Origin of the sequence: Rubripirellula lacrimiformis, from assembly GCF_007741535.1 — a bacterium.
In the GTDB taxonomy this organism is placed as follows: domain Bacteria; phylum Planctomycetota; class Planctomycetia; order Pirellulales; family Pirellulaceae; genus Rubripirellula; species Rubripirellula lacrimiformis.
In genome coordinates, this window is sequence record NZ_CP036525.1 from 7,275,799 (window position 1) to 7,298,835 (window position 23,037).

A 23,037-nucleotide genomic window follows, 5' to 3' on the forward strand; every position below is an offset into this window, starting at 1 on the left:
GCATTCGAAGGATTCAGCGCGGCACTATGAAGTGATGTCTTGATAGAAGTGACCTTCATTCAGATCAACTCGTTCAGGCCGCCCCTTGTGCATGTAGACGACTTTGGTGTGGTCCATGCCAAGCAAGCCCATCACGGTTGCGTGAATGTCATGGACGTGCAGTCGGTCTTCGACCGCGTACAGCCCTAGTTCATCCGTGGCTCCGATCGTCTGGCCTGCTTTGACGCCGCCGCCGGCCATCCACATGGTAAACCCAGTCGGGTTGTGGTCGCGTCCGTTTCCCTTTTCGCTCATCGGCGTTCGGCCGAATTCGCCACCCCAAATCACAAGTGTATCGTCCAGCATGCCACGCTGCTTTAGGTCAGCGATCAGTCCGGCGATCGGCTTGTCGACACCTTTGCACAGCCGGCCGTGGTTGGATTCGATATTGCTGTGACTGTCCCATTTGCTGCCGGCACCGGAATACAGCTGAATGAATCGCACGCCCCGTTCCACCAATCGACGTGCCAACAGACATTGCCGACCGTAGACTTGTGTTTCTTTCTGATCCATGCCGTACAGTTCTTTGATGTGGGCAGGTTCTTGGTCCACATCAATCGCCTCGGGGGCATCGGCTTGCATTCGCGCGGCCAATTCATAGCTATGAATGCGAGCTTCCAATTCGGAATTCGATTCGCGCCCGGCAAAGTGCCGTTGGTTCAATTGGTTGATGAAGTCGATCTTGTTCTTCTGTCCCCCGCCTGAGATCCCCGCGGGGTTGTTCAAATTACGCAGCGGTTCGGCGCCGGTTTCAAACAGCACGCCTTGGTGTCCCGAAGGCATGAATCCGGAACCCCACGCACGAGCGCCATTGACGACCATGGACGCGCTATCCTTCATCACGACAAACGTCGGCAGACTTTCGGTAACCGTCCCCAGACCGTACGACACCCAGGCCCCCAGCGAAGGGCGGCCTCCGAACACGGCCCCCGTGTTCATTTGACAGACTCCGCCGGCATGGTTGATGCCGTCGGATACGCACGAACGAATCACGCACAGTTCGTCCGCCACGTCATGATGATGCGGCAACCAATCCGAGATCCAAAGCCCGCTTTCGCCACATTGTTTCCATTTGCGTTTGACCTCTAGGATCGGCGAATTGGCTTCGCCCATCGCGGTAACCGGACGAGCAAAGCTGTCCGGCAAACTCTGCCCAGCCAACTCGTTGACGGCTGGTTTTGGGTCAAACAGATCCAAGTGGCTGGGGCCGCCTTCCATGAACAACCAGATGACGTTCTTCGCCTTGCCAAATCGATTCGCGATCTTTGTCGCAGCAGGATTTTCAGTCGTCGACGCCATCAACGAATCGCCGGTCAAAGCGGCATAAGCCAGCGCACCAAATCCGCCTCCTGCTTTGCACAGGAATTCGCGTCGTGAATCTGGAATATCGAATTGGTTACATCTCATGGGATCAATCCCTTCCTTATCGCAGTCAGGTTTGCATCAATGCAGATACAGAAACTCGTTCGAATTGAACAGTGCGTGACAGAAATCCGTGACGGCGGAAATCATCGGATCATTTTCGCTAGTCGCATCAGGTTTGGTTTCGCGGCGCAGCCATGCTGTCGATGGCGCCGGCTGTTCACCGTCGCTGCCGTCAAACGTCCAGTCGATGATGGCATCGGACTTGTCGGAATCATTGCCGGTCAGCAGTTGATCGCTGGCCAATGCACCCCGGCTGATTTTCAGTCGGGCAAGCTGGCCATCCCACAGGTGTCCCTTGCTGTCACGACCGCCCGCAATGATCTTCATCGCCGGATTCTGAGCCTGGCCAACCACCGCTGTCTCGACCGTTGCGGTTTGCAATTTCGATTTTGGATCCGATAGATCTTTCATGGTGAACGTGACGTAGCCGCTGGTTGGGTTGTCATCTGAAACGCTGGCCGAAATCGATGCCGCCAAGTAGACCGGTTTGCCAATCGGGAAAGTCAGTCCCGATGCAACCACCTCGTACGTCGGTTCGTCCTGAAAATTACGTCCCACCAGTTGGACGATAAAGTTCTGTGGATGGTATCCGGACTTTGCACTGGTAACACCAAAGTTCCAGCCATTGGTTTTGGTGCTGCTATTCCAACGCGACAGCAATGTATTGACACTGGCATCGGGATAGATCCGATCCAAGATTGTAATTGCTTCGATGGTGAACTGATCACCAAGATCGTCCGTCTTTTTCAAGTGCAGTCTTTCAAAGCGGCTATCCGGTTGGAACCAAAGCGTCTTTTGGCCGAGACCGAATGAGGATGCCGATGCAAAATGCTGCGACGCAGGGCGCAATCCATTTTCGTTTGGAAATGGCACGTCGGGTTGCGGACGCGACGTTTCGTGCAATTCATATTGTTTGGTCTGCTGATCGATGAAGCGCAGTGCGCCCTGAATTTCTTCGCTGGTGACCTCTCGCCCATACGCCAAACGATAGGCCTCGCGAATGGAATCGTCGGTCACTTTGTGATTGCCCGCGATCAACCGTTTGGCAAACGAGCGTGATCGATCCAACGTCCACTTTCCGTTGACCAGCAGCAGAGACTGGACAGGCGTGGTGGTCGCAATCCGTTCGGCCGCCGACTCGAACCCGAGCGGCGAGTCGAAACCGCTGAGCATTTCGTCAGGTCGATTTCGCATCTTTTTCACAAAGACGCTACGATTGGGCGAAGTGCCGCTGACCGAGGCACCTCCGTCACGGTGCTTCAGTTCACCGGAGACAGCGAACATCGCATCCCGCACCTGTTCGGCATCGAGTCGCTGCGGTGGAAAACGCCATAGCAACCGATTGGTCGGATCCACGGTGTCTTCTTTCTTCGTCGGCTCGCGGCGTGCCGTTTGACGATAGGTAGCGCTGTTCATGACCATCGCGTGCAGCGGCTTGATTTTCCAGCCCTTTTCCAGGAACCGTTTGGTCAACCAATCCAGCAACTGCGGGTGACTCGGCAATTCGCCCAAGGTGCCAAAGTCATTGGCCGTGGGCACGATCCCTTCGCCAAAGTGACGTTGCCAGACACGATTGACGATCACGCGAGTCGATAGCGGGTTGTCATCTCGCGCGATCCAATCGGCCAGTACCGTTCGTCGGCCCGTGGTCGTCGCCGTTGGTTGGATTTCAGGCGTCGGGTCTCCCAACAATGCTAGAAACGACGGTTCGACCGTTTCCTGTGTCGTGCGAGTCATCAGCAACGTTGGGGCAGGATCGGGCCCAACGTCAGTTGCGACGAACGCCGTCGGCAATGGCTTCGGTTTCACCGCGTCGAACTTTTCCAATTCGACCTTTAGCTGGTGGTAACGTGCAAGCTTGTCCGGTTTCTTGGCCAGACTTTTTTCATAGTTGAACTTCGAAGCCGCACGTTCGGCCTGACGCCGAACGAGGTACGACAATTGTTTCTCGTAGGTTGTCTTCTGCGATTCGGGCTTGCTGTAGATTTCCTTGACATCGTCGGGGAACTGGCCAACGGTGTACTGTTGATCTTTGTCGAATGCTTCCTTCGCCAGGTCATGCATTTCGTCGCGGATAGCTTTCGTGGCGTCTTCCCACGCCTGTTGCTGTTCACGGTATTCAGCGATTTCTGCGGGCGTTGCCAATGGTCGGTCCATGGGCCAAGCCACCGACGAAAGAAACGCCTGCAGTCCGAAATAGTCCTTCTGCAGGATGGGATCGAATTTGTGGTCGTGGCACTGGGCGCATCCAATCCCGATCCCCAAGAACGCTTCGCCGGTCACGCGAGTCATTTCGTTGATGATCAGGTCCCAATGCATCCGCGCGTTCCGTTGATTCCATTCGTAGACACCATGACGAAGATAGGCGGTGCCAATGAATACGTTGGGATCATCCGGTGCGATCTCGTCACCGGCCAAATGCTCTCGGACGAATTGGTTGTACGGTTTGTCGTCGTTGAATGATGCGATGACGTAGTCACGAAAGACACTGGCATCGGGACGGAAGGCGTCTTCGTTGTACCCGTCGCTTTCCGCGAACCGCACCACATCCAACCAATGTTGTGCCCAACGTTCACCGTATCGCGGACTATCCAACAATTCGTCGATCAAACGCTGCCACGCATCGGGCCGGTCATCGTTGACGAAGGCATCCACCTGCTGAGGCGTGGGCGGCAAACCGTGCAGGTCAAAGTAGGCGCGCCGCACGAGTTCAAAACGACTGGCCGGTTGGGCGGGTTCCAGCCCCGCATCATCCAATTGCCTAGCGACGAAACGATCGATGGGATTGCGCGCCCAGCCCTCACCATCCGCAGGCGGCGTGGGATCTTGCACCGGTTGGACGGCCCACCAATTTCGGTCTTCTTCGGTGAACGTTTTTTCGGAAGTTCGAATCGGATTGGAATCCGATTCTGGCCAGGGTGCCCCCATTTCGACCCAACGTGTCAGCACGTCAATCGACTTTTCGCTCAACTGCTTCTCCGGCGGCATTTCGAACGACTCGTAATTGATCGCCTCGATCAGCAAGCTTTCCTCTGGCCTGTGTGGAGTGACCGCCGCGCCACTGTCGCCTCCTTGGATCAATGCCGCCAATGAATCCAAGCGAAGTTCGCCTTCCTGCTTTTCAGCACCGTGGCACTGGACGCATTTAGAAGCCAACAAAGGGCGCACTTCGGTTTCAAAGAACTTCAAATGCTGGACATCGTCCGCGTCGTTTGCGGTTACCAAGGTTGGCAACGACAACAGGGCCAGTAGTGCAAAAAACTTGGGAAACATGAAGAACCTAAATTCGTGTGTTCACAGCAAAGGTTGGTGGCGTTGTCGGATCAAATCAGCGGAGGAAGACCGCCGATAAACACGGGATCAACAATATGCTTGTCATCGAGTGCGTCTTGGATGAACAATTCATCCACCGTTTCGCCGTCGCCGTATCCGAGGTCCGACAAGTCAATTCCGACGGTCAATCCACGAAATCGGATGCCGTGACGGCTAGGGGAAGTGTCCAGTGTTCGAAGCGTTTCCAGCGAACTTGCTCGTTCGCGAAACATATGCACGTAAAAGCCTGCCAATTCGTGCGATCCGGGTGATTCCATGGTCAGGTCATAGATGCGGATCGTGTGCGATTTCAGGCCAGGCCGGAAACGGACGGGGCTGATGTGAAACGCATCCCCATCGGGCGGATTGCCAAACGTTTGCAAATCAAAGAACACCACGTCATCGCCGGGGCCGTTGATGACCGGTTGGCGAAAGCGGATCGCCATGCCCGGAGTCGCCGATTCACCCAACAGCACAGGATCGGCAGATAGCGGTTCTTCGCTACCACCGGGGTTGATCACCCCCGCGTTCAAACTGCGATTGGAGGCGGTTTCCAGCAGTTCAACCGGGTACGTCGAATCGCCGCAGATGAACGCGCCTGGCAGGGTGGTCGTGAACGCGGTGATCTGTGCAGGGATGATGTCACCCACCAAGATCGTCTCGGTGCGGCCGCCACGTTGGATCGTGACACTGGTCAATGTTGTGGAACCGCCTTCTTCATCCACGTTTGCCTGATAGGAAATCACACGATCGGGCAACTGGCGATGGTAGGCCGCGGGGTCATAGGGAATGCTGTCTGCGGCAAACTCTCGGCCTCTTGCAAACTTACTCGCTTCGCCAACGGTCAGACGAACTTCCGTTTGTGTTGCCCTCTGTTGGGCCGCTGCGTCTGCATTGGAAAGAGCTTGCGAACCATGCTCGTAGATGTCTGCTGCGCCTTCGATGACTTGGACTTCCGTTTCGCTTGTTTCCGCGACACTGACATTGAACCGGGTGCCGCGATCCACCACACGCGTGACGGGAGTGACGACGTGGAAACCTTCTGCACCGTCGGGAGCGTGAACGCTGCAGCTTCCCACGTCCAAGGCAAGGCTGTCTTCCGAGAGAACACGGAAGACGGCGGGGCCTTCGACAATCGCCGACGCTCCTGCTGGAAAGCTAAGTTCAACCAAACCGCTCATCAACACGTAGTCGCGGCGCGGCGCCAACGCAGAATCCACCGGCGGCAGCAATTCGCCAAAGAACTTCGCGTGGGCCAAACTGGTAAACCGAACGTCACGGATCTGGTGTGACGCATCCGTTGGTTCCGAAACCACCGTGGCGACTTCAGGAGGACTTGATCGCCATGACGCAAATCCAATAACGGCGATCAACAAGGATGCAACCAGTGCCAACATCCAGCGTTGATCCCGTACTGCCGAATCACCATCGGCGGCTGGGGTCATTGGTTGCTTGGGTTCCACCTGCACACGGCGTTCGGACAATTGTTCGACATCTGCCATGACATCGCTGACAAACTGGTCCGATTTCTCAGGCAAACGGGCGATCACTCCATCGACAAACGCATTGCGATGCATCGATGTGTCGTCGGCCACAAGCCCCAGCAAGCGGTGAGTCTGGTACAGATCAGCAGCGGTCCTGACCAAGTCAGCATCGGCGGCCAACAGTGCACGCAGTTGGTCGATGCCATTTTCATCAAGCTCGCCCTCGAGATAGTCCGTCCAAAGCTCAGCAAATCGATCGTCAGGATTCATCCATTCGTCCTCTCGGAGGTTGCCATTCGCGATTCAACGCAGGCTTGAAGTTGCTGCCGGATCAACCACAACTGTTTTTTCATTGCCGCAACCGAACGATTGCTGCGGCTCGCCATCTCTTCCAGAGAGATTTCTTCGTCGTATCGCCAACGGACATAACGGCACAGATGATCGCCTAAGCCATCCAGGCATTGCTTCAGATGATCCAGCCGCGTCGACAGTATTTCGGGCGGCTGGGAGCTTCGTCGCTGCAATTCACGCTTCAAAAGATCCGGAGCGTAGCGGGCGTGGTAATCGGCAACGCGGCGCAGACGCGTCAGTTCCGTTTTCATCTGATAACGTGCGATGGTGAACAACCATGCGCCAAAGCGAGTTTCGGGCGTGTATTCGTCGAGCCGTGAAAAAGCCGCGACAAATGTCCGCTGGGCTACTTCGTCGACATCGATCCCGGGCGGCAAATGACCGGCCAGCCAGATACGCAGCGGCGTCTCGAACCGTCGCACCACCACCTCAAAGGCTGCGGTTTGACCGTCTTGGGTGAGCTGAATCGCCTGTTCAAGCTCGGCGTCGTTGGTGTCTTGGGGAGCTGTCATCACCTAAATATGGCAGCTCGCGGCGGAAGGTTACCCCTTCCCGCAGCAATTTCGGCAAAAAGCCCCCCCGACGCTGCCATCACAGCGTGCTACCCCCCGGTCTGCAATTGCATCCGGTCTGCAAAATCACTGAGGCGAATCAGCCAGACCGCCCCCCCGGATAGAAGATGCCGTCAACGAACGACACTGCTTAGGTCGATGGATCGCTCAGACACTGCCCAGCAGTGCATTGGGTTGAGTTGAACTGGGTTTGCGAACGGCGGATCTACCGACCGACTTTGCGCATCGCCTTTTGAAGCCCGTCGGATTCGCCGTACAGCGGCGAATCGCTGCCGCGGCTGCCGGGAACCATCGCTGCATCCGTGGCAGGGATCCAACGGCGATGTTCCGCGATGACGGCATCCAACGTCTGGTCCCCAGCAAGGTTGTGATACTCGTCACCGTCGGTTCGGTGATCGTACAGTTCCTCGGCCCCATCGCGATAACGAATGTAGTGATAGTCGCGTGACTGGATCGAATGGTTTCCAGGCCCGAACGTACAGATAGCAGGGTGCGGCCAAGGCGCGGTGACATCTGACAACAGTGGGGCCAGCCCATGACCATCTAGACCTTCCGGTCGCGGCAGCCCACACGCATCGGTCAACGTCGGGTAAACATCGATCAGCCCAACCGGTGCGTTGCACTGTTTGCCCACGGCAACATTGGGACCAGCGATGATCATGGGGACACGAGTGGTCCGCCGCCAAAGACTTCGCTTGGCCCATTTGTTCTTTTCGCCCATGTGGAATCCATGGTCGCTGAACAGCACGACGATCGTGTTGTCGCCGGCGCCGGACGCCTGAACGCTGTCCATCACCATCCCGACCAAATGATCGACGAACGAGATCGATGCCAAATAGGCTTGCACGGCATGCCGGTCTTCCCCGGACTGTTTCATCCATCCATCGCGAGGCGCGGTCGGGTTCAGACTTAGCTGCACTGCGATTGGCGGCACATCATCCAGATCGTCGGCGGGCACCTCCGGCATCTGGAGATTATCCAGCGGATAAAGATCCAACCATTTCTTCGTCGCGTAGATCGGGACGTGCGGAAGGTGGAAACCGATCGCCATCAAAAATGGTTGGTCTTGTTGGGACAGTTCGGGGATCCGATCCGCCGCCCACGCCGCGGTAAAGTAGTCACGCTGGTCTTCATCGGCCATTTGGAACTGCCCCCAGTCCCAGGACGGGTGAGAGCCGGGGACTCGGTAACGCAGTTTCTCGGTTTGCCCCTTCATGCGTCGGTAGCCACGCGACGGTTGGACATGGTCGAACGATGCCTTATCGGAACCACCATGAAACACTTTGCCCATCGACTCGGTTCGATAACCGCGGGAACGAAAGTACTGGAACATCGTCACTGCGTCGCGAGTGACATCGACATCACGAAACCCAGGAACCAAAAAATAGTGACCTGTCGTCGAAGGCAGTTTGCCTAGCAACATGCTGATCCGCGACGGATTGCAAATGGGCGCCTGACAATGGGCATTGGTAAAGTTCACCCCTCGTGCCGCCAACTGGTCAATATGAGGCGTCTGCACCTGAGGGTGACCGTCTAGGCAGCCAACCCAATCGTTCAAATCGTCGATCGCGACGAACACAACGTTGGGACGGTCGGCCGCCGCTGCCCAGGGGATCGCCACAAGCATCCCCAGCAAGAAAAAGAGTGGTCGCATTCCCATGTCAGCCCTGTGTTCCCGTTGGTTTCTGTTACCGCTAGTCTCCGATCGTCACCCCAGCAATGGTAGCGGAGTTGGTGATCGTCAACCACGATTGCAAGAAACGCGGTACTATCGCCGCCACAGACGCACATGGGAAACGTGGTGGGAACCGGCTTTGGCAAACAAGCCAACGTTGGGATGTTGGCGACGTTCTACCGTGCTGTGAATACGCGAAGCACTGGCGAGGCCTGCCGAGGATAGGATGGCGACCAGCGATGCGATGGCGACCGCGCTGCGTAGGAAGCGAGACATGATGGAACTTCTTCTGTGCAGAGCCTGCAAAAAACTGCGGGCGGTGGCCCCACGGATTCTGGAAGAATCGGCGCCGGGATACCGCGTCCCAACGGCTTGTACCGCGGCAGCATCAATGCAACGAATAGCGTCCCATCTTGTAGTGCAATGTGCGGACGCTGATGCCCAGCGTTTTGGCCGTCCGTTCGCGGTGCAGATTGCATGCTTGCAGAGCAAGTTCGATGGTTTCTCGCTCGCAGCCTTCGACGGCTTCGGCCAACGAATGCGGTAGTGTCCGACTGGACCGTGGCCGGGGTGCAAAATCGGTGGGCAGTTCGTCGACCTGGATCACGTCATCGGGGTGCGTCACCACGATCCGTTCGACCAAGTTACGAAGCTGTCGAACGTTGCCAGGCCAATGTGCCGAGGCCAGTGTCTGCATCGCTTCGGGGGACACTCGTTTGCTGGGCCGCTGATGACGCAAACAGAAATCGGCAAGGAAGTGTTCGACCAACAACGGTATGTCCTCGCGTCGCCCACGAAGAGGTGGTACATCGATGGGGATCACGTTCAGACGATAGTACAAGTCTTCGCGAAAACTGCCATCGGCGATCAGTTCATCGACGCTGCGGTTGGTGGCTGAAACAACGCGTGCGTCGGTATGCAAAAGAGACTCGCCACCGACACGCCGAAACTGCCGTGATTCCAACACGCGCAGCAAGTCCACCTGACTCTTGGCCGACATCTCGGTGACTTCGTCCAAGAACAACGTGCCGCCGGACGCCTGTTCAAAGCAACCGGGTTTCTGTCGCGAAGCGCCGCTGAAGGACCCTTTCTCGTGACCAAACAACTCGCTTTCCAGCAAGGATTCTGGCATCGCGCCAAGGTTGACGGCTATGAATGGGCCACCACTACGATCGCTGAGGTCATGCAACGCTCGGGCGACAAGCTCCTTGCCCGTACCGCTTTCCCCTTGGATCATCACCGTGGCTTCGGTTGCCGCGACCTGACGAATCTGTTGGAACACGGACTGCATCGCAGCGCCACCGCCGATGATGTTCGAAACATCCCCGGCGCCCGCCAACCGCTTCCGCAGTTGTTGGTTTTCGATGCGAAGCCGGTAGTATTCGCGGGCCTTGCGGACCTGCTGGCGAATCAAATCCAGGTCTAGCGGTTTCAGGATGAAGTCAAACGCACCGGCGTGCATCGCTTCCACCGCCATCTCGACCGTTCCATGCGCGGTGATCACGATCACGGCGGTCTGGGGATGAGAATCCTGCAAACGTTTTAGTAGGTCGATGCCGGTCATGCCACAGTTGAGTCGAACGTCGGCGATCACCAGTTGATAGTGAGACCGATCGACTTTGTACAACGCATCCCTGGCTTCCCCGGTGGTGTGCACGGTGTCCGCTTCGCGTGCCAAGCCCTTGGCTAGCCCGCTGCGGATGTTCGGTTCATCGTCGACGACCAGCACACGAAAGGCGTCAGAATTCATCAGGTCCCTTTCCATTAGCAATCGAACAGAGAACTCGCAGCCCGCTGGGGCCGGAACAGAATCGATGCGATCGCAGTTGTCGACGAATCACTGTGTCGCGAAGCTGCACACCATGCCGGCAGCCGCGCCAAACAGGCTAGTAGGCAATTGCTGTGCCAAGGGGATGGGATTCCATCAAGATGACGCGTCACCGCCACCAGATTTAGGGTCACTAGCAGCGAACGAGACGCACCAGCGGTTGCAGTTAACGTGCCGCCGTATGCGGCCTGCTGACTTCGGCTTTGTCAAAAAAGCAGCGTTGGAATCACAACCCGAAGCGCCGGCGAGTGGCGGAATCGAATCACTCGCTTTCGCGTCGGGTTACTAAGCAACGAGCGATGTTCCGAGGACAAACGATGTGCAATCGATTGCACGTCGCCTGCAGTGGATTGCAGAGCGACGTGGATCAGGCCTGCTTTGGGCCGCTGGTTCGATATCGCGTCGTCGATTTCGCAGAAGTGCTTGTGGGCGGGGGAGGGAATTCCGGCGAATCCCACTACGGGATCGGGATGCATGGGCCTTGGGTGATGATCTACTTGGGTGATGATCTAGTCGATCACGCCTGCGTACTTTCGAAAGACGCGGATCAGTTCCGATAGTTTCTCGTCACGATCACTTGCATCGCCGCTTTGGATCGCATCGCTGACGCAAGTCTTCAGGTGCTGTTCCAAGACGATTTGGCCTACCTTGTTCAACGCTCCCGTGGCGGCGGACAACTGCATCAGAATATCGACGCAATAGTCGTCGTTGTCGATCATTCGGCCAACCGCCTCGACTTGTCCAACGACACGCCGAAGTCGATTGTTGAGTTTCTTTTTCTCGTCGTCTGAGCGCATTTCATTCCAGCAAAGCAAGTCCCACGAACCGAGGGCATTTAACAACCGACCCATTGTAGCTGGAATCCCGATCACCCGGCATCCCACGGTCAGATGGCGATCGAACACCGCGATCGATTCGCCCATCCAGCCGACGGACGTCCGCAGTCCGAATCAGTTCAGATCGGCCGATCGCAGCCGCAGCGCGTTGGCAATCACCGACACGCTACTAAGACTCATGGCCGCCGCAGCAATCATCGGACTCAACAGAACACCGAAAAACGGATACAGCAGTCCCGCTGCCAACGGGATCCCCAGCGCGTTGTAGATAAACGCAAAGAACAGGTTCTGACGAATGTTGCTCATCGTTTTGCGGCTCAGCGTAACGGCCGCGGCGACACCGCGAAGATCACCGCCAACGAGCGTCACGTCGCCGGACTCCATCGCGACGCCCGCGCCCGTCCCCATGGCGATGCCCACTTGGGCTTCGGCCAGCGCCGGTGCATCGTTGATTCCATCGCCGCACATTGCAACGATCTTGCCAGCGCTTTTCAGAGACCGAACGAAGTCATGTTTGTCCTTGGGAGAAACGCCCGCGTGAAATTCACCGATGCCAAGTTCGGTCGCCACTGCTCGGGCTGTGGGTTCGGCGTCACCGGTTAACATCACAACTTTCAACCCCAGTTCATTCAGGGTCTTAAGCGCCGCTGGCGTGCTGCCTTTGATCGGGTCGGTGATCGCCATGATCGCCGCCAACTGTCGATCGATTGCGACGAAGACCACGGTGGCCCCATCGGCCTGATAAGCTCCCGCCAAGGATCGCCCATCGTCGACGTTGCCAATCCCCTGCTGGTCCAACAATTCTGCTTTGCCGATCAGCAGTTCGTGGTCGCCAACCCGCCCGCTGGCTCCTCCGCCGGTGACACTTTGGAAATCCGATGCCTGTGCGACGGACAGCTTGTCGGCTTTCGCACGCCGCGTAATCGCCTGGGCCAAGGGGTGTTCGCTGGACGCTTCGACGGCGGCGGTCAGTGCCAGCACATCACGGTCATTCCACTGGCCAAATGTCTTGATATCGGTCAGTTCCGGCTTCCCCTGCGTCAGTGTGCCGGTCTTGTCGACCACGATCGTGTCGACCTTTTCCATCACTTCCAGAACCTCGGCATTCTTGATCAACACACCTGCTTTGGCACCACGTCCGACGCCCACCATGACCGACATCGGAGTCGCCAACCCGAGGGCGCATGGGCATGCAATGATCAGCACCGCCACGGCGGCCACCAACGCGTGTGTCAACTGCGGTTCCGGGCCGAACATCCACCATCCGACGAATGCTAGGACCGAAGATGCGATCACGGCCGGCACAAAGTATCTGGCCACCACGTCGGCTAGCCGTTGAATCGGAGCACGACTTCGCTGCGCCTCTGCGACCATCTGGACGATTCGGTTCAGCACCGTGTCGCCCCCCACACCCACCGCCTCCATCACCAAGCCGCCGGTTTGGTTCAGCGTGCCACCGGTGACGTCGTCGCCTTCGCCCTTGGATACCGGAATCGGTTCGCCCGTCAGCATCGATTCATCCACACTGCTAGCTCCGCTGATCACGCGACCATCGACTGGCACCTTTTCGCCGGGACGAATTCGCAGGCGATCGCCTCGCTGAACCGATTCCAACGCGACGTCCTCTTCACCCTGGTCGCTGATTCGATGAGCGATCGAGGGCGCCAGTTGCATCAATTCGCGAATGGCCCCGCCGGTTTGCTGACGAGCCCGCAATTCCAAAACTTGCCCCAACAACACCAGCGTGATGATCACAGCGGCCGCCTCGAAGTACAGTGGCGGTGCCCCGTTTTCGAACATCGATTCCGGAATCGCACCTGGCAACAAGACAACGATCAAACTGAATCCATAGGCTGCAAGTGCCCCCACCGCGATCAACGAGAACATGTTTAGGTTCAGGCTGCGAAAGGACTTCACCCCGCGAACCAGCAACGGCCACCCGCACCAAAACACCACCGGGGTCGCAAGCGCCAACTGCAATCGGCCAAAGGAAACTTGCCCGATCCAATCCGAGACGTTCACGCCCACCATCGGCCCCATCGCGATCAATAGCAGCGGCAGCGACAACGCAGCACCCATCCAAAAGCGCCGCTTCATGTCGCTGTACTGTTTGTCATCGCCATCGGACGACATGTCAACGAACTTGGGCTCTAGATCCATCCCGCAGATCGGACAATCGCCAGGACCGACTTGTTCGATCTCGGGGTGCATCGGGCAGGTGTACACGGCTTCGGAATCGCCATCCGCCGGATTCCGTTTCGCCAAACCGGTGGATGATCCACCATTCCCGCCACAGCATGAATGTTGTTCGCCGGGATCCGCCGTCGCCTTCGCAGCATCCTTTGCCGCCCGCTTGGCTAAGACGCCAACCGGATCGCTATCGAACTTCTTCTGGCACCCGGCACTGCAAAAGAAATACGCCTTCCCCTTGTACTCGCTGCGCAGCGAATCACCGGGGGCAACGGTCATCCCGCATACAGGGTCGATTGCTGAAATATTGATCGCGACCATCGGTCATCCTTCGGTGTCATACTGGCATCAGGCAATATACCCTGCATAGGTATGCAACTTGTGTTCCGAAATCGCTGTATTCCCAGGTTATTCGCTGCACAGTGTGCAAGAAGGGACAGTGTGCAAGAAGGGATCGCCCGGCTGAACAACGGTGCGATCGCAGCCGCGGGGGTTCGAAGAATGGGCGGCAAACGCCCAGCAAACGTCCGGCAATTTGCGGCAACCGGCCCATCGTGCCTCCATCGTGAATGCCACGATGCTGGACGCCGGCCATCATTCACCCGTCGTCGGCGGATCCAGATTCGATTGTCGCGTTGTCGGCGCCGTCGCCAATCAGGGGCAGCCGACAGTGCGTTCGATCTGGGCCATCGTACTGGCCAAGGCGGCTTTGCTGCGTGCGACTTGGACCTGCAGAGCCAACAGTTCGTGATAGGTGGCGATCAGGTCTGTGAAATCGGCTCGCTTGCCTTGGTAGTCCGCGATCACGATTTCCAGAGTCTGCTCGGTGCGCGGGATCAAGCGATTGCGAAAGAGTTCCAGCTGCTCGACCGCAGCATCCGCGGCGGCGACTTGACGCCGCAATGTCCCACGCAGTTTGTCCTGTTCCGCTTCGCGGCGAAGCGTGGTGCTGGAACGGTTGTGCGCCGCTTCGCGAATCCCTGCGTTGATTTTGTCTCGCCAGACTGGCAACGTGATGCCAACGGTAAAATTGATGTTGTCGTGGCCGTTGGCGACGGGACTGATCACATTGGTATCGTCGTCAACAATCGAATAGCCCAGGCCAAGTTGAAAGTCCGGGTACTGCTGCAAACACGCCAGCGATTCCTTGGCTCGATCCCGAGCGATCTCGGCGGCCAAGCCCTGCAGCGTTGGATTGCACGCTTCGGCTTGGGCAACCAATTCATCCAGCCTCGGTGAGGCCTCGGTGAGGATCAGTTCGTCGACAGCGATCGACATCCAATCCAGCGGCTGACGAACGAGCGCACCAAGATCCGCTCGCGCTTGCTCTTTCTGAAGTCTCAGCGAGATCATCTGCTCGGCAAGACGGTCGCCTTCTAGCTGCGCACGCAGAATGTCTTGCTGGCTGCCACCGGTTCGATATCGAGCCTCGGCGACTTCAATCAAATCGTCGACAAGCGCGCCATTTTCATCCACGATCTGAACCAATTCTTCGGCTAGCCACAACTGATAGTAGGCCAAGCGAACCGCTTCGGTGATCTCCAGTTCCGCACGCGCGCTTTCCGCGATGGCAACCTGCACCTCTCGCGATGCCACGCTTCCTCTTGCATTCAGTTTGGCGGGCCAGGGAACTTTTTGAGTCAAAGCGAACTGGTGACCGATCCGGCCTCCGGCGGTTTGCAAGGCTTGGTCTTGGATCGGCCAAAACGTATTGCCCAAGGTAGGATCGTCCAGCGCCGTCACTTGCGGGATGCGATGCTGGGCGGCGGCGACTCTTTGACGCGCTGCGGCGACCGTGGGGTGCGTGGCCAACGCACGAGCCACCAGATCGGAAAGCGAGACCGGGACTGGCGTCGAACGCGAGTCCACCAAGACGGGAGCGATCGATTCTTCGTCAACGCCTGGGATGACTTGGATCGCTTGGTCGTTTGCCGCGGGTAAGTCGGTTGCTGCCGCGATCTCGTTAGGATTCTTGGCGACTTGCTCGGCATTCCCGTTCTGGGCAATCTGGAAACTGGCCAGCGCAGTTTGCGAATCCGGGGACGACGCAGCGGCGATGCTTGCGGATCCCGCGGGCGTTGCGGCCGCTGGTCTGCCGACGTCCGCGACGCGAAGGCCGCTCGATTGGCAGCCCGGCAAAGCGAAAACGCAGCCCAGCAACAAATGTCGTTGCCAGCGTCGTCTTCGATTCGGATTGATTCTTCCGAATTTGTCCATGCGATCTGCGCCCGTTGTATCGACCGTTACGAAAGTTCCTCTAAGGCACTTTTCGGCATGCGGCGATACGATGGATACCTCAAAGGGGTATCTTTCACCCTGCTTCCCCCATCGAACTTCCGAACAATCCGCATCGCCGTCAAATCTTGACTGATCGATACCGACGCATCGGGAGTGTTGAACGCGGCTCAAGGGGGGGGGGCAGAGAGATGATGAACACGCGGCCGGACAGCGGCGTAGCGATGATCCAGCGCAGGGAAACGCTACTTCGACGCCTTCAGCGCAACCGCCTCGGCCTCTAGTTTCGCTATTTCGTCCTCCAACTGCTTCAGTTCATCCAGGTCATCGGCCTGTTCGCGGGATCCGGCTAGCCGCGGTCGCAGGGTTTGCAGTTTCTTGTTAATAACGTCAAGTCGTTTCTTAGCTTTCTTGTCCACGGATCAGCGAGGCCTTTGGGGGAAATCGAACGGTTGGGCAACCTAGAACTCGAACAACGCGATGATGAAATGAACGACCAACACAAACAGGGTCGTCCAAAGCACGGTTGATGTGATCGCGTTGCTGACATCACCAGCGGAATGCTTCGGTGACGCCCCACGATAGTAACCGATCGTACCGGTTCCTACACCGCAGGTAAGGTTCTTCAACATCACCCACCCCCAACCTTTCGGCCAGGTGGAATCACCAAGGTGGCGAAAAAAGTGTTGCTCCCAGAAATGCGACCCGATATCGGGATGCGTGTTCACGAAGGTCGCCAACGAAATCCACTGGGCCGCGGTGAACGCCAACCATTCCAATACCGGTGTCGCGACCAGGAACGCCATCACGACGCAGGCCAGCAAATAGACCTGGGGCCTGACCCCCAACGTCCGCAGCGCATCGATCTGTCCGCCATACTGTTTAACGCCAACATCGGCTGCGACCGCCGCACCGCAGCGAGCGGCGATCAGCGTCGTCGCCAAAATCGGAACCAACACGCGGTACAGCGCAAATCCAATCGACGACAACAGTTCGTCGATCAGCAGCGGTTGGGTGTATAGCCGAAAGGGCAGAAAGCGAAATGTAAAATAGGTGGTTGTGAATCCCACAATCAGCCCGGCCAAAATCAAATAGGCCCATGCCGACGGGCCACCCACCAAACGCAAGTAGTGCAAAAAGAAACGGATACCCCAACGCGGACGAGGAAACAACGGCAACCCATCAAAGGGCAACCGCACCGCTGCGATCAAGGCGGATCCAGTCGCGGTCACAAACCGGTCAATCCCGGCCAATGACGACGCGGCGATCGTTGTATCCGGTGTCGTGATCGGCTCGGTTGCCACCGGTTTCATCCGATCCGGAATCTGAGACCAATCTTCCCGTGCAATCGAAACCAAACGTTTTTCGGCACTGTCCAACAACAGCACTTCGTCGGCGATCGGCAGCAGCGTTTCATAGTCGTGTGTGACGACAACACTGGTGCGTTGGTGACGTTGTTGTGTTTGCCGAATCAGTTCGGCAACCTTCCGGCCGCTGGCGGCATCCAACCCTGACGTCGGTTCGTCATACAGAAGGATGTCAGGATCCGATGCCAACGTCCGCGCGATCGCCAATCGTTGCTTCTGTCCCCCGCTTAGCTGAGCAACATGCCGATTGCTGGGCACCCCCAACTCTTCCAGCCATTGCCGGGCATCTTGCGATACCGGCGCCCCTGGATCGCTTCGGTGGTCGATCCCAAACTGAACATTCGCCAGCGGCGACAGTTCGTCGAACAACGCGAACTGCTGAAAAACGATCCCGACACGGGGGACACGGCCTGGTTCACTTTTCGATTGTCCGAGCTGGATTTGGCCCTGCCAAGACAACGTTTCACCATCGCGAGGAATCAACCCCGCCAACACTCGCAACAACACCGACTTGCCCGCGCCGCTGCCGCCGACAATCACGGTGATTTTCCCACCGGGGATGGTGACCGTCGTGTCGCCCAACAACGATTGACGACCGGCCTGAATATTCAGGTCGGTCAACTGCAACGGAGATTGATCCGATGAAACAATGGGTTCAGCGTTTGGCATCGTGCGTCAGTTCTTGGGGTCGGCCAAATGGACAATCGGGTACGGCATCGTTTCCGTAGCCATCGTGATCCGCGGCGGGTCGGTCGTCGCGTCAGCGTCCGATGGTGAAACCGCGCGGGCCACGATCCAACGGCGATCTTTTCCCAAGATTTGGTTTCGCAAGACGCGAGCAAAATTGGGATTGATTCCGCCTTCGCGAGTCCCGAACAAATCGTCACCGATCTGGCGTGCGACAGGTTCCAATCGATCGCTGGTCAAATCGAATGCGGATCGCGCTTCGTCGCCCGTCCAGATTTCAGTCCACACCATTCGCAGTTGCTGGTTTTCAACAAACGTTTCCTTCAGGATCGTTCGCACCAGATCACGGGTTTCGGGATCGGCCGCGATCTGGCCAGCCACTTCGGACAGTTCGGAACGGATGTTGGGATTCCCCGCCACGTCGATCACGATCTGTTGCACCGCGTCCGCGATTTCGTCCATGTGAGATTCGAATACCGGGACCGCCTGTTCTTGGACGAATCGATCCCACTCTTCTTGCAACAGATCTTTTTTCGGTAGCGGCGACCGATCATAAACCGCTCTCCAACCGAAACGCCACAACGATGCTTTGTCCCACAGTTCGCGACCGATTGCTTCGGCCTGCGGTTCGCCATGCTTTCGCACGATGGGTAAAATTTCGCGTCGCGCCATCGGGATCAAACGATCTTCCAGGACCTGATCATTCCACCGTCCTAGCAGCGAATCGACCTCGTCGCGATGGCGCCCGACCGACAACCGAAACTCGTCCTCGATGACCGGCAACGAGGCTTGCAGGCTGCGCTGCACCAACGGCAGGTACGCTGCCGTCAATTGGTCGCCATGCTGGGCCATCGCCACCTTGATTCGGTCGATCATTTTTTGACGTTGCTGATCGGGCAACATCACCGCAATCACATCCTCTAGCCGGCCGCTGCTGCGATACAGTTCCAACCGACAAGCCGATGGCGGGATGTCACGAGAATTCCAAGCGATGGCGACGGTCGCCGCCGAATCGGCAGACGTTCCGGTATCGCCAGCCACGGAATCCGATTCGACGTATCCGATTTGCGACCATCCGCCTTCCGCGTCCTGATAGAAAACGGGGTCATGAACCTTCAATTGGCCGGTTGGATCTGCCGCGATCACGTGATCCTGCGCCCCCAACCAGTGCATTGCCATGGTCTTTGCGATCGGCGCAGACGACGACCCTTGGTCGGATTTCAATCCCCAACCGGCCATTGCCAAGACGGCTGCCCAAAACAGCGTCCCCGTTCCGCGGGCGATATTGCGACGCATTCCTGGTTTCATCGTTGCTTTCGTAAAAAGTAGATTGATGCCGCCGTCCTGGTGGCTCCGCGATTGGGTCGTCCCGAGTATTCTACGCAGGAAGACAGACTGATCGGGCAAAACCCGTTCGCCGCTGGTGCGCTTGCACCGATTGAACTTGCGACCCGCGGCGAATGCCCAAACGGCCGACACGCCGAATGGATCCTGACGACCTGCTTCACCCCACTTTTGACACGGCACCGATGCCGTGCGATTTGCCTTTCCCCGAGGATCCGCCTCTATGAAACCCTATTTCCTGGGCATTCTAACGCTCGTTTCGATTTGCCAGTACCAGTTTGCCCATGCCCAAACCGAGGTCCAACCCGTTCGCATGGGATGCGGGATCATGACGTTTGATACCGTGCCGGGATGGGGACTTCGTCCCGACGGAAACTCCGCAGTCGGGTCGACTCACGGCGGCGTCGTGATCGACAAAGCGGGCAATATTTTCTTCAGTGCCAAAGAAGGCGTGTTCGTATTTTCGCCCGACGGAAAGGTGATTCAGTCGTACTTGGGCAAAGAATATGCCAACATGCACGACATTGAAATTCGATCCGAAGAGGACGGTGAATTCATCTACGGCGCCCGCAATGTCGATGCCGAGGGAGTCAAATTCAATGCTCATTCGGGCGAGATCGTGTTGCACCTGGGCGTCCCCGAAGAATCCGGACTGAAGGGAAAGATCCAACTGAAACCGACCGCCATCACCGTAGCCCCCAATGGCGACATTTTCTTGTCCAACGGATACGCCAGCAACCATATTTTCAAATACGACAAGACGGGAAAGTATTTGATGCACTTTGGCGAAAAGGGCAACGGCATGAAGCAGTTCAATACTGCGCACGGGATGACAGTGGACACCCGTTATGACCCGCCACGACTGCTGATCTGTGACCGCAACCACGAACCCAAAGGTCGATTGCTGCACTACACACTGGACGGCGAATTCATCGAAGAAATCATCACCGGATTGGGCATGCCGACGTCCGCATCCATCCAAGGTGACTACGTCTCGGTTCCCGATCTCCGTGGTCGTCTGGTGATCTTGGACAAGACCAACACGATCATGTCGGTGCTTGGTTACAACCCGGACATCGCACGCGGACGCCAATTCAACATTCCACAATCGGAATGGGTCGAGGGCATTTTCAACGGCACTCACGGATCCTTCTGGGACGCCGATGGCAACCTTTACGTCCAGGACTGGAACGTCGACGGACGCATCAGGAAATTGGTGCGGGTGAAACCGTAGCCTTTACTGGACCAGCGATTTCAGCGCCGAGGAAATTTCCGACGACTCCATGTGCGGGTCGGTGGAAGCTTGGGCATAGGCCACCATCGCTTGGGCCAACCGTTGCAGGTCTGCGGCATGCTCTGGATCGCCGGCATGGTTGATCAATTCGTCTGGGTCCGATTTCAAATCGAACAGCCAGGGCACATCGGCAACCGAGACCACTAGTTTGTATTGGTCACTGACCGCCGCCAACCAACCGGGCTTGCTGCCAGCGGATCGAAGAAAGGTGACGTCATCCCAGGATGGTTGGTCCGCATTGCCCACCAACAATGCCGATGCGTCCCGCCCTTCGATTCCATCGGGCGAATCCATTTCCATCAACGACAAGATGGTGGGTGCAAAGTCGACCGTGCCCAGTGCTTGGTCGATACGCTTGCCAGCGGGAATTTTCCCTGGGGCCGCGATGATCATCGGAATCTTCGCACTGCCTTCGTATGGGTTCCCCTTGTTCAGCCGTCCGTGTTCATAACACAGGTCGCCGTGATCGGAAGTGAACACCACGATCGTGCGATCCGTCAGATTCAATTCGTCGATCAGCGCCAAGATCCGTCCCACGTTGTCGTCGATGCATCGCACCATGCCGAAATACAGTGACATCTGGTCGGCGCGAAACGAAAGCTTCGCGTTCTTGGCCCCCGACCCGATGTACTTGGGAAGCGGGTATTCGGTCTGGAACGTTGCCGGTGGTCGAATGGGAGTGTTTTCGAACATCTGGTCATAGGGAGCCCTGACCGCATTGGGCCCGTGCGGATCCGGCAAACTGAGGTGATAACAGAATGGTTCACCGGCGTGCTTGCGGATAAAATCCATCGCCCGGTTCGACAACCAATCGGTAGAGAACGATTCTTGGTCGGCGCCGGCCAGTGAATAACTGGGGTCGCCCTGTTTGCTGCGGGCGGCAACGCGGGGCCCATCGGCGGTCAGTTCGAACTTCTTCCAGTGACCGCGATTGAACATGAATCGGTTGTCAGTGAACCCAAACTTTCGTTTCGGCTGCCACTGTGGTTTCCCCGCACCGTCCAGGTGCCATTTGCCCGCGTAGCCGGTTGAATATCCCTGCCGACGAAGCACTTCGGCGAAGGTGACGATATCGCCCGAAAGCGGACGGTCGTTTTGCCAACTGCCCGTGTTCTGTGGATAGCGTCCCGAGAAAAACGCGGCTCTTGATGGCGTGCATACAGGACTGGTTGCGTAGTACGAGGTGCAGATCGCACCGCGTTGGGCAATCGAATCGATCGCCGGCGTTTCAACCACCGCGTCTTTGCCCCAGACGAACGCTTGCTGGTCCGCCAAGGTCTGGCGATAGCAACCCAGCGTTCGAAAATTATGCTCGTCCGTCTGGATAATCAAAAGGTTCGGCGGGGGAGTCCCGGCGGCGCCCGCGGTCACCGAAACCACCAACAGAAACGCAGTGGAAAGAATCTTGGTCATGGGACATCCATCAATGCACGAGAGAAAAACGAAACCTTCTGTCACGGTCAACCACATTGGCGGCACGACCCCTTGCCGAACATCACGTCCAACATCAGGCCAACCAACCGCGATTACTTACCACCGGCGGATTCCAGCAGAGCCATCACCTTTTTCCACCCCAACGACTTTGCCAAACGCATCGCCGTCATGCCGTTGCCAGCAACCGCATTCGGATCGGCGCCGTGTTTCAGCATCACAGCCACTCCTTTGGCGCTGCCAGCCAACGCCAACTGATGCAAAAACGTGAATCCACGATCATCGGTCGCGGTCAGAAAGCTGGGATCTTCCTTCAACGATCCAGCCAGCGAATCGCCCATGTTCTCTGACATCGGGTGTTCGAACTTACTGACTTCGGAAACCGTTTGGGGGATCTGCTTGGCTGGGAAGAATCGACTTAACATCCCAGATTTAACGGGAGCTGCACCGATGGAATCCGGCGGCACCAATCGCACCATGGTGGGGTCACCAAAATCCAGTCCCCACGCGGCATCATGCTGTTTGCGTTCTTTGCCGCCCATTCGCGACCGCAACAACTGGACGGTATAGCCGCCGTAGACTTGGTTGGCGATCGCGTACATCCAATCGGAAACTTGTCCGGGTTTGACTTTCACATCGTCCCCTTCCGAAACGGACTGCAGCCAACCGGGCGAATTGATCAAGGTTCCAGTCACATGCTGGCCATCAAACTGCACATCACTGATCCACATGTGTTCGACCGACGGATCGTCGCCGTGATCGATCTCCGGCGGATCACGAAACATGACTTTCACGCAAGCCATGTCCAAGCCAGGAATGATGCGGCGATACTCCCAAGCCAGCTCACGCCAAAAATACCGAAATGTCTGGCGTGCCCGCTTCCAGGCGGCTTCCATTTCAGCATCGTCATCGGGATTCAGAAAAATGGGCGGGTCGTTGGATTCAGCATTCATGGCTTCATATTAAT

General features: G+C 57.3%; 16 protein-coding genes. 1 reads left to right on the forward strand and 15 read right to left on the reverse strand.

Translation table 11 applies throughout. The features are described from left to right. Positions 1-24 precede the first annotated feature (24 nt). The 13 genes from K227x_RS25375 to K227x_RS25430 form a co-directional block, all read right to left on the reverse strand. On the reverse strand, positions 25-1,446 hold the full coding sequence (locus tag K227x_RS25375) for a DUF1501 domain-containing protein (protein ID WP_145174598.1): 1,422 nt from the start codon (positions 1,444-1,446) through the stop codon (positions 25-27). 36 nt (positions 1,447-1,482) lie between these two features. Further along, positions 1,483-4,737, reverse strand: a complete 3,255-nt coding sequence (locus K227x_RS25380; RefSeq protein ID WP_145174601.1) for a PSD1 and planctomycete cytochrome C domain-containing protein — start codon at positions 4,735-4,737, stop codon at positions 1,483-1,485. 50 nt (positions 4,738-4,787) lie between these two features. Continuing rightward, complete coding sequence (locus tag K227x_RS25385) at positions 4,788-6,530, reverse strand: FecR domain-containing protein (protein ID WP_145174604.1); 1,743 nt, start codon at positions 6,528-6,530, stop codon at positions 4,788-4,790. Beyond that, positions 6,527-7,123, reverse strand: coding sequence for a sigma-70 family RNA polymerase sigma factor (locus K227x_RS25390; RefSeq protein WP_145174607.1), 597 nt, complete (start codon positions 7,121-7,123; stop codon positions 6,527-6,529). The genes K227x_RS25385 and K227x_RS25390 overlap by 4 nt, the downstream gene beginning before the upstream one ends. Before the next feature lie 265 nt (positions 7,124-7,388). Next, a complete protein-coding gene (locus K227x_RS25395) occupies positions 7,389-8,837 on the reverse strand; it encodes a sulfatase (protein ID WP_218933522.1) in 1,449 nt (482 codons plus the stop codon). A gap of 114 nt (positions 8,838-8,951) precedes the next feature. Then, a complete protein-coding gene (locus K227x_RS25400; protein WP_145174613.1) occupies positions 8,952-9,134 on the reverse strand; it encodes a hypothetical protein in 183 nt (60 codons plus the stop codon). Between the two features lie 112 nt (positions 9,135-9,246). Continuing rightward, complete coding sequence (locus K227x_RS25405; protein ID WP_145174616.1) at positions 9,247-10,608, reverse strand: sigma-54-dependent transcriptional regulator; 1,362 nt, start codon at positions 10,606-10,608, stop codon at positions 9,247-9,249. 587 nt (positions 10,609-11,195) lie between these two features. Then, positions 11,196-11,483, reverse strand: a complete 288-nt coding sequence (locus K227x_RS25410) for a metal-sensitive transcriptional regulator (RefSeq protein WP_145174620.1) — start codon at positions 11,481-11,483, stop codon at positions 11,196-11,198. Positions 11,484-11,636: 153 nt separating this feature from the next. Further along, complete coding sequence (locus tag K227x_RS25415) at positions 11,637-14,033, reverse strand: heavy metal translocating P-type ATPase (protein WP_145174622.1); 2,397 nt, start codon at positions 14,031-14,033, stop codon at positions 11,637-11,639. Positions 14,034-14,366: 333 nt separating this feature from the next. After that, positions 14,367-15,872, reverse strand: coding sequence for a TolC family protein (locus K227x_RS25420; RefSeq protein ID WP_246146247.1), 1,506 nt, complete (start codon positions 15,870-15,872; stop codon positions 14,367-14,369). Between the two features lie 320 nt (positions 15,873-16,192). Next, positions 16,193-16,366, reverse strand: coding sequence for a hypothetical protein (locus K227x_RS30880; protein ID WP_218933523.1), 174 nt, complete (start codon positions 16,364-16,366; stop codon positions 16,193-16,195). A gap of 42 nt (positions 16,367-16,408) precedes the next feature. After that, positions 16,409-17,983, reverse strand: coding sequence for an ABC transporter permease (locus tag K227x_RS25425; RefSeq protein WP_145174627.1), 1,575 nt, complete (start codon positions 17,981-17,983; stop codon positions 16,409-16,411). A 6-nt stretch (positions 17,984-17,989) separates the two neighbouring features. Beyond that, on the reverse strand, positions 17,990-19,309 hold the full coding sequence (locus tag K227x_RS25430) for a hypothetical protein (protein ID WP_218933524.1): 1,320 nt from the start codon (positions 19,307-19,309) through the stop codon (positions 17,990-17,992). A gap of 259 nt (positions 19,310-19,568) precedes the next feature. On the opposite strand from K227x_RS25430, the gene K227x_RS25435 reads away from it, so the two are divergent. Continuing rightward, complete coding sequence (locus K227x_RS25435) at positions 19,569-20,579, forward strand: NHL repeat-containing protein (protein WP_145174631.1); 1,011 nt, start codon at positions 19,569-19,571, stop codon at positions 20,577-20,579. 3 nt (positions 20,580-20,582) lie between these two features. On the opposite strand, the gene K227x_RS25440 is transcribed toward K227x_RS25435, so the two are convergent. Further along, the gene (locus tag K227x_RS25440) at positions 20,583-22,052 is read right to left on the reverse strand and encodes a sulfatase family protein (protein ID WP_218933525.1); all 1,470 of its coding nucleotides are present in this window, start codon (positions 22,050-22,052) and stop codon (positions 20,583-20,585) included. 113 nt (positions 22,053-22,165) lie between these two features. Further along, positions 22,166-23,023, reverse strand: coding sequence for a DUF2314 domain-containing protein (locus tag K227x_RS25445; protein ID WP_246146250.1), 858 nt, complete (start codon positions 23,021-23,023; stop codon positions 22,166-22,168). Positions 23,024-23,037 lie beyond the last annotated feature (14 nt).

Excerpts from the sequence above, each read along its gene's own strand:
- K227x_RS25375 (WP_145174598.1), bottom strand. The coding sequence starts at position 1,446 with ATGAGATGTAACCAATTCGATATTCCAGATTCACGACGCGAATTCCTG.
- K227x_RS25380 (WP_145174601.1), bottom strand. The coding sequence starts at position 4,737 with ATGTTTCCCAAGTTTTTTGCACTACTGGCCCTGTTGTCGTTGCCAACC.
- K227x_RS25385 (WP_145174604.1), bottom strand. The coding sequence starts at position 6,530 with ATGAATCCTGACGATCGATTTGCTGAGCTTTGGACGGACTATCTCGAG.
- K227x_RS25390 (WP_145174607.1), bottom strand. The coding sequence starts at position 7,123 with ATGACAGCTCCCCAAGACACCAACGACGCCGAGCTTGAACAGGCGATT.
- K227x_RS25395 (WP_218933522.1), bottom strand. The coding sequence starts at position 8,837 with ATGCGACCACTCTTTTTCTTGCTGGGGATGCTTGTGGCGATCCCCTGG.
- K227x_RS25400 (WP_145174613.1), bottom strand. The coding sequence starts at position 9,134 with ATGTCTCGCTTCCTACGCAGCGCGGTCGCCATCGCATCGCTGGTCGCC.
- K227x_RS25405 (WP_145174616.1), bottom strand. The coding sequence starts at position 10,608 with ATGAATTCTGACGCCTTTCGTGTGCTGGTCGTCGACGATGAACCGAAC.
- K227x_RS25410 (WP_145174620.1), bottom strand. The coding sequence starts at position 11,483 with ATGCGCTCAGACGACGAGAAAAAGAAACTCAACAATCGACTTCGGCGT.
- K227x_RS25415 (WP_145174622.1), bottom strand. The coding sequence starts at position 14,033 with ATGGTCGCGATCAATATTTCAGCAATCGACCCTGTATGCGGGATGACC.
- K227x_RS25425 (WP_145174627.1), bottom strand. The coding sequence starts at position 17,983 with ATGCCAAACGCTGAACCCATTGTTTCATCGGATCAATCTCCGTTGCAG.
- K227x_RS25430 (WP_218933524.1), bottom strand. The coding sequence starts at position 19,309 with ATGAAACCAGGAATGCGTCGCAATATCGCCCGCGGAACGGGGACGCTG.
- K227x_RS25435 (WP_145174631.1), top strand. The coding sequence starts at position 19,569 with ATGAAACCCTATTTCCTGGGCATTCTAACGCTCGTTTCGATTTGCCAG.
- K227x_RS25440 (WP_218933525.1), bottom strand. The coding sequence starts at position 22,052 with ATGACCAAGATTCTTTCCACTGCGTTTCTGTTGGTGGTTTCGGTGACC.
- K227x_RS25445 (WP_246146250.1), bottom strand. The coding sequence starts at position 23,023 with ATGAATGCTGAATCCAACGACCCGCCCATTTTTCTGAATCCCGATGAC.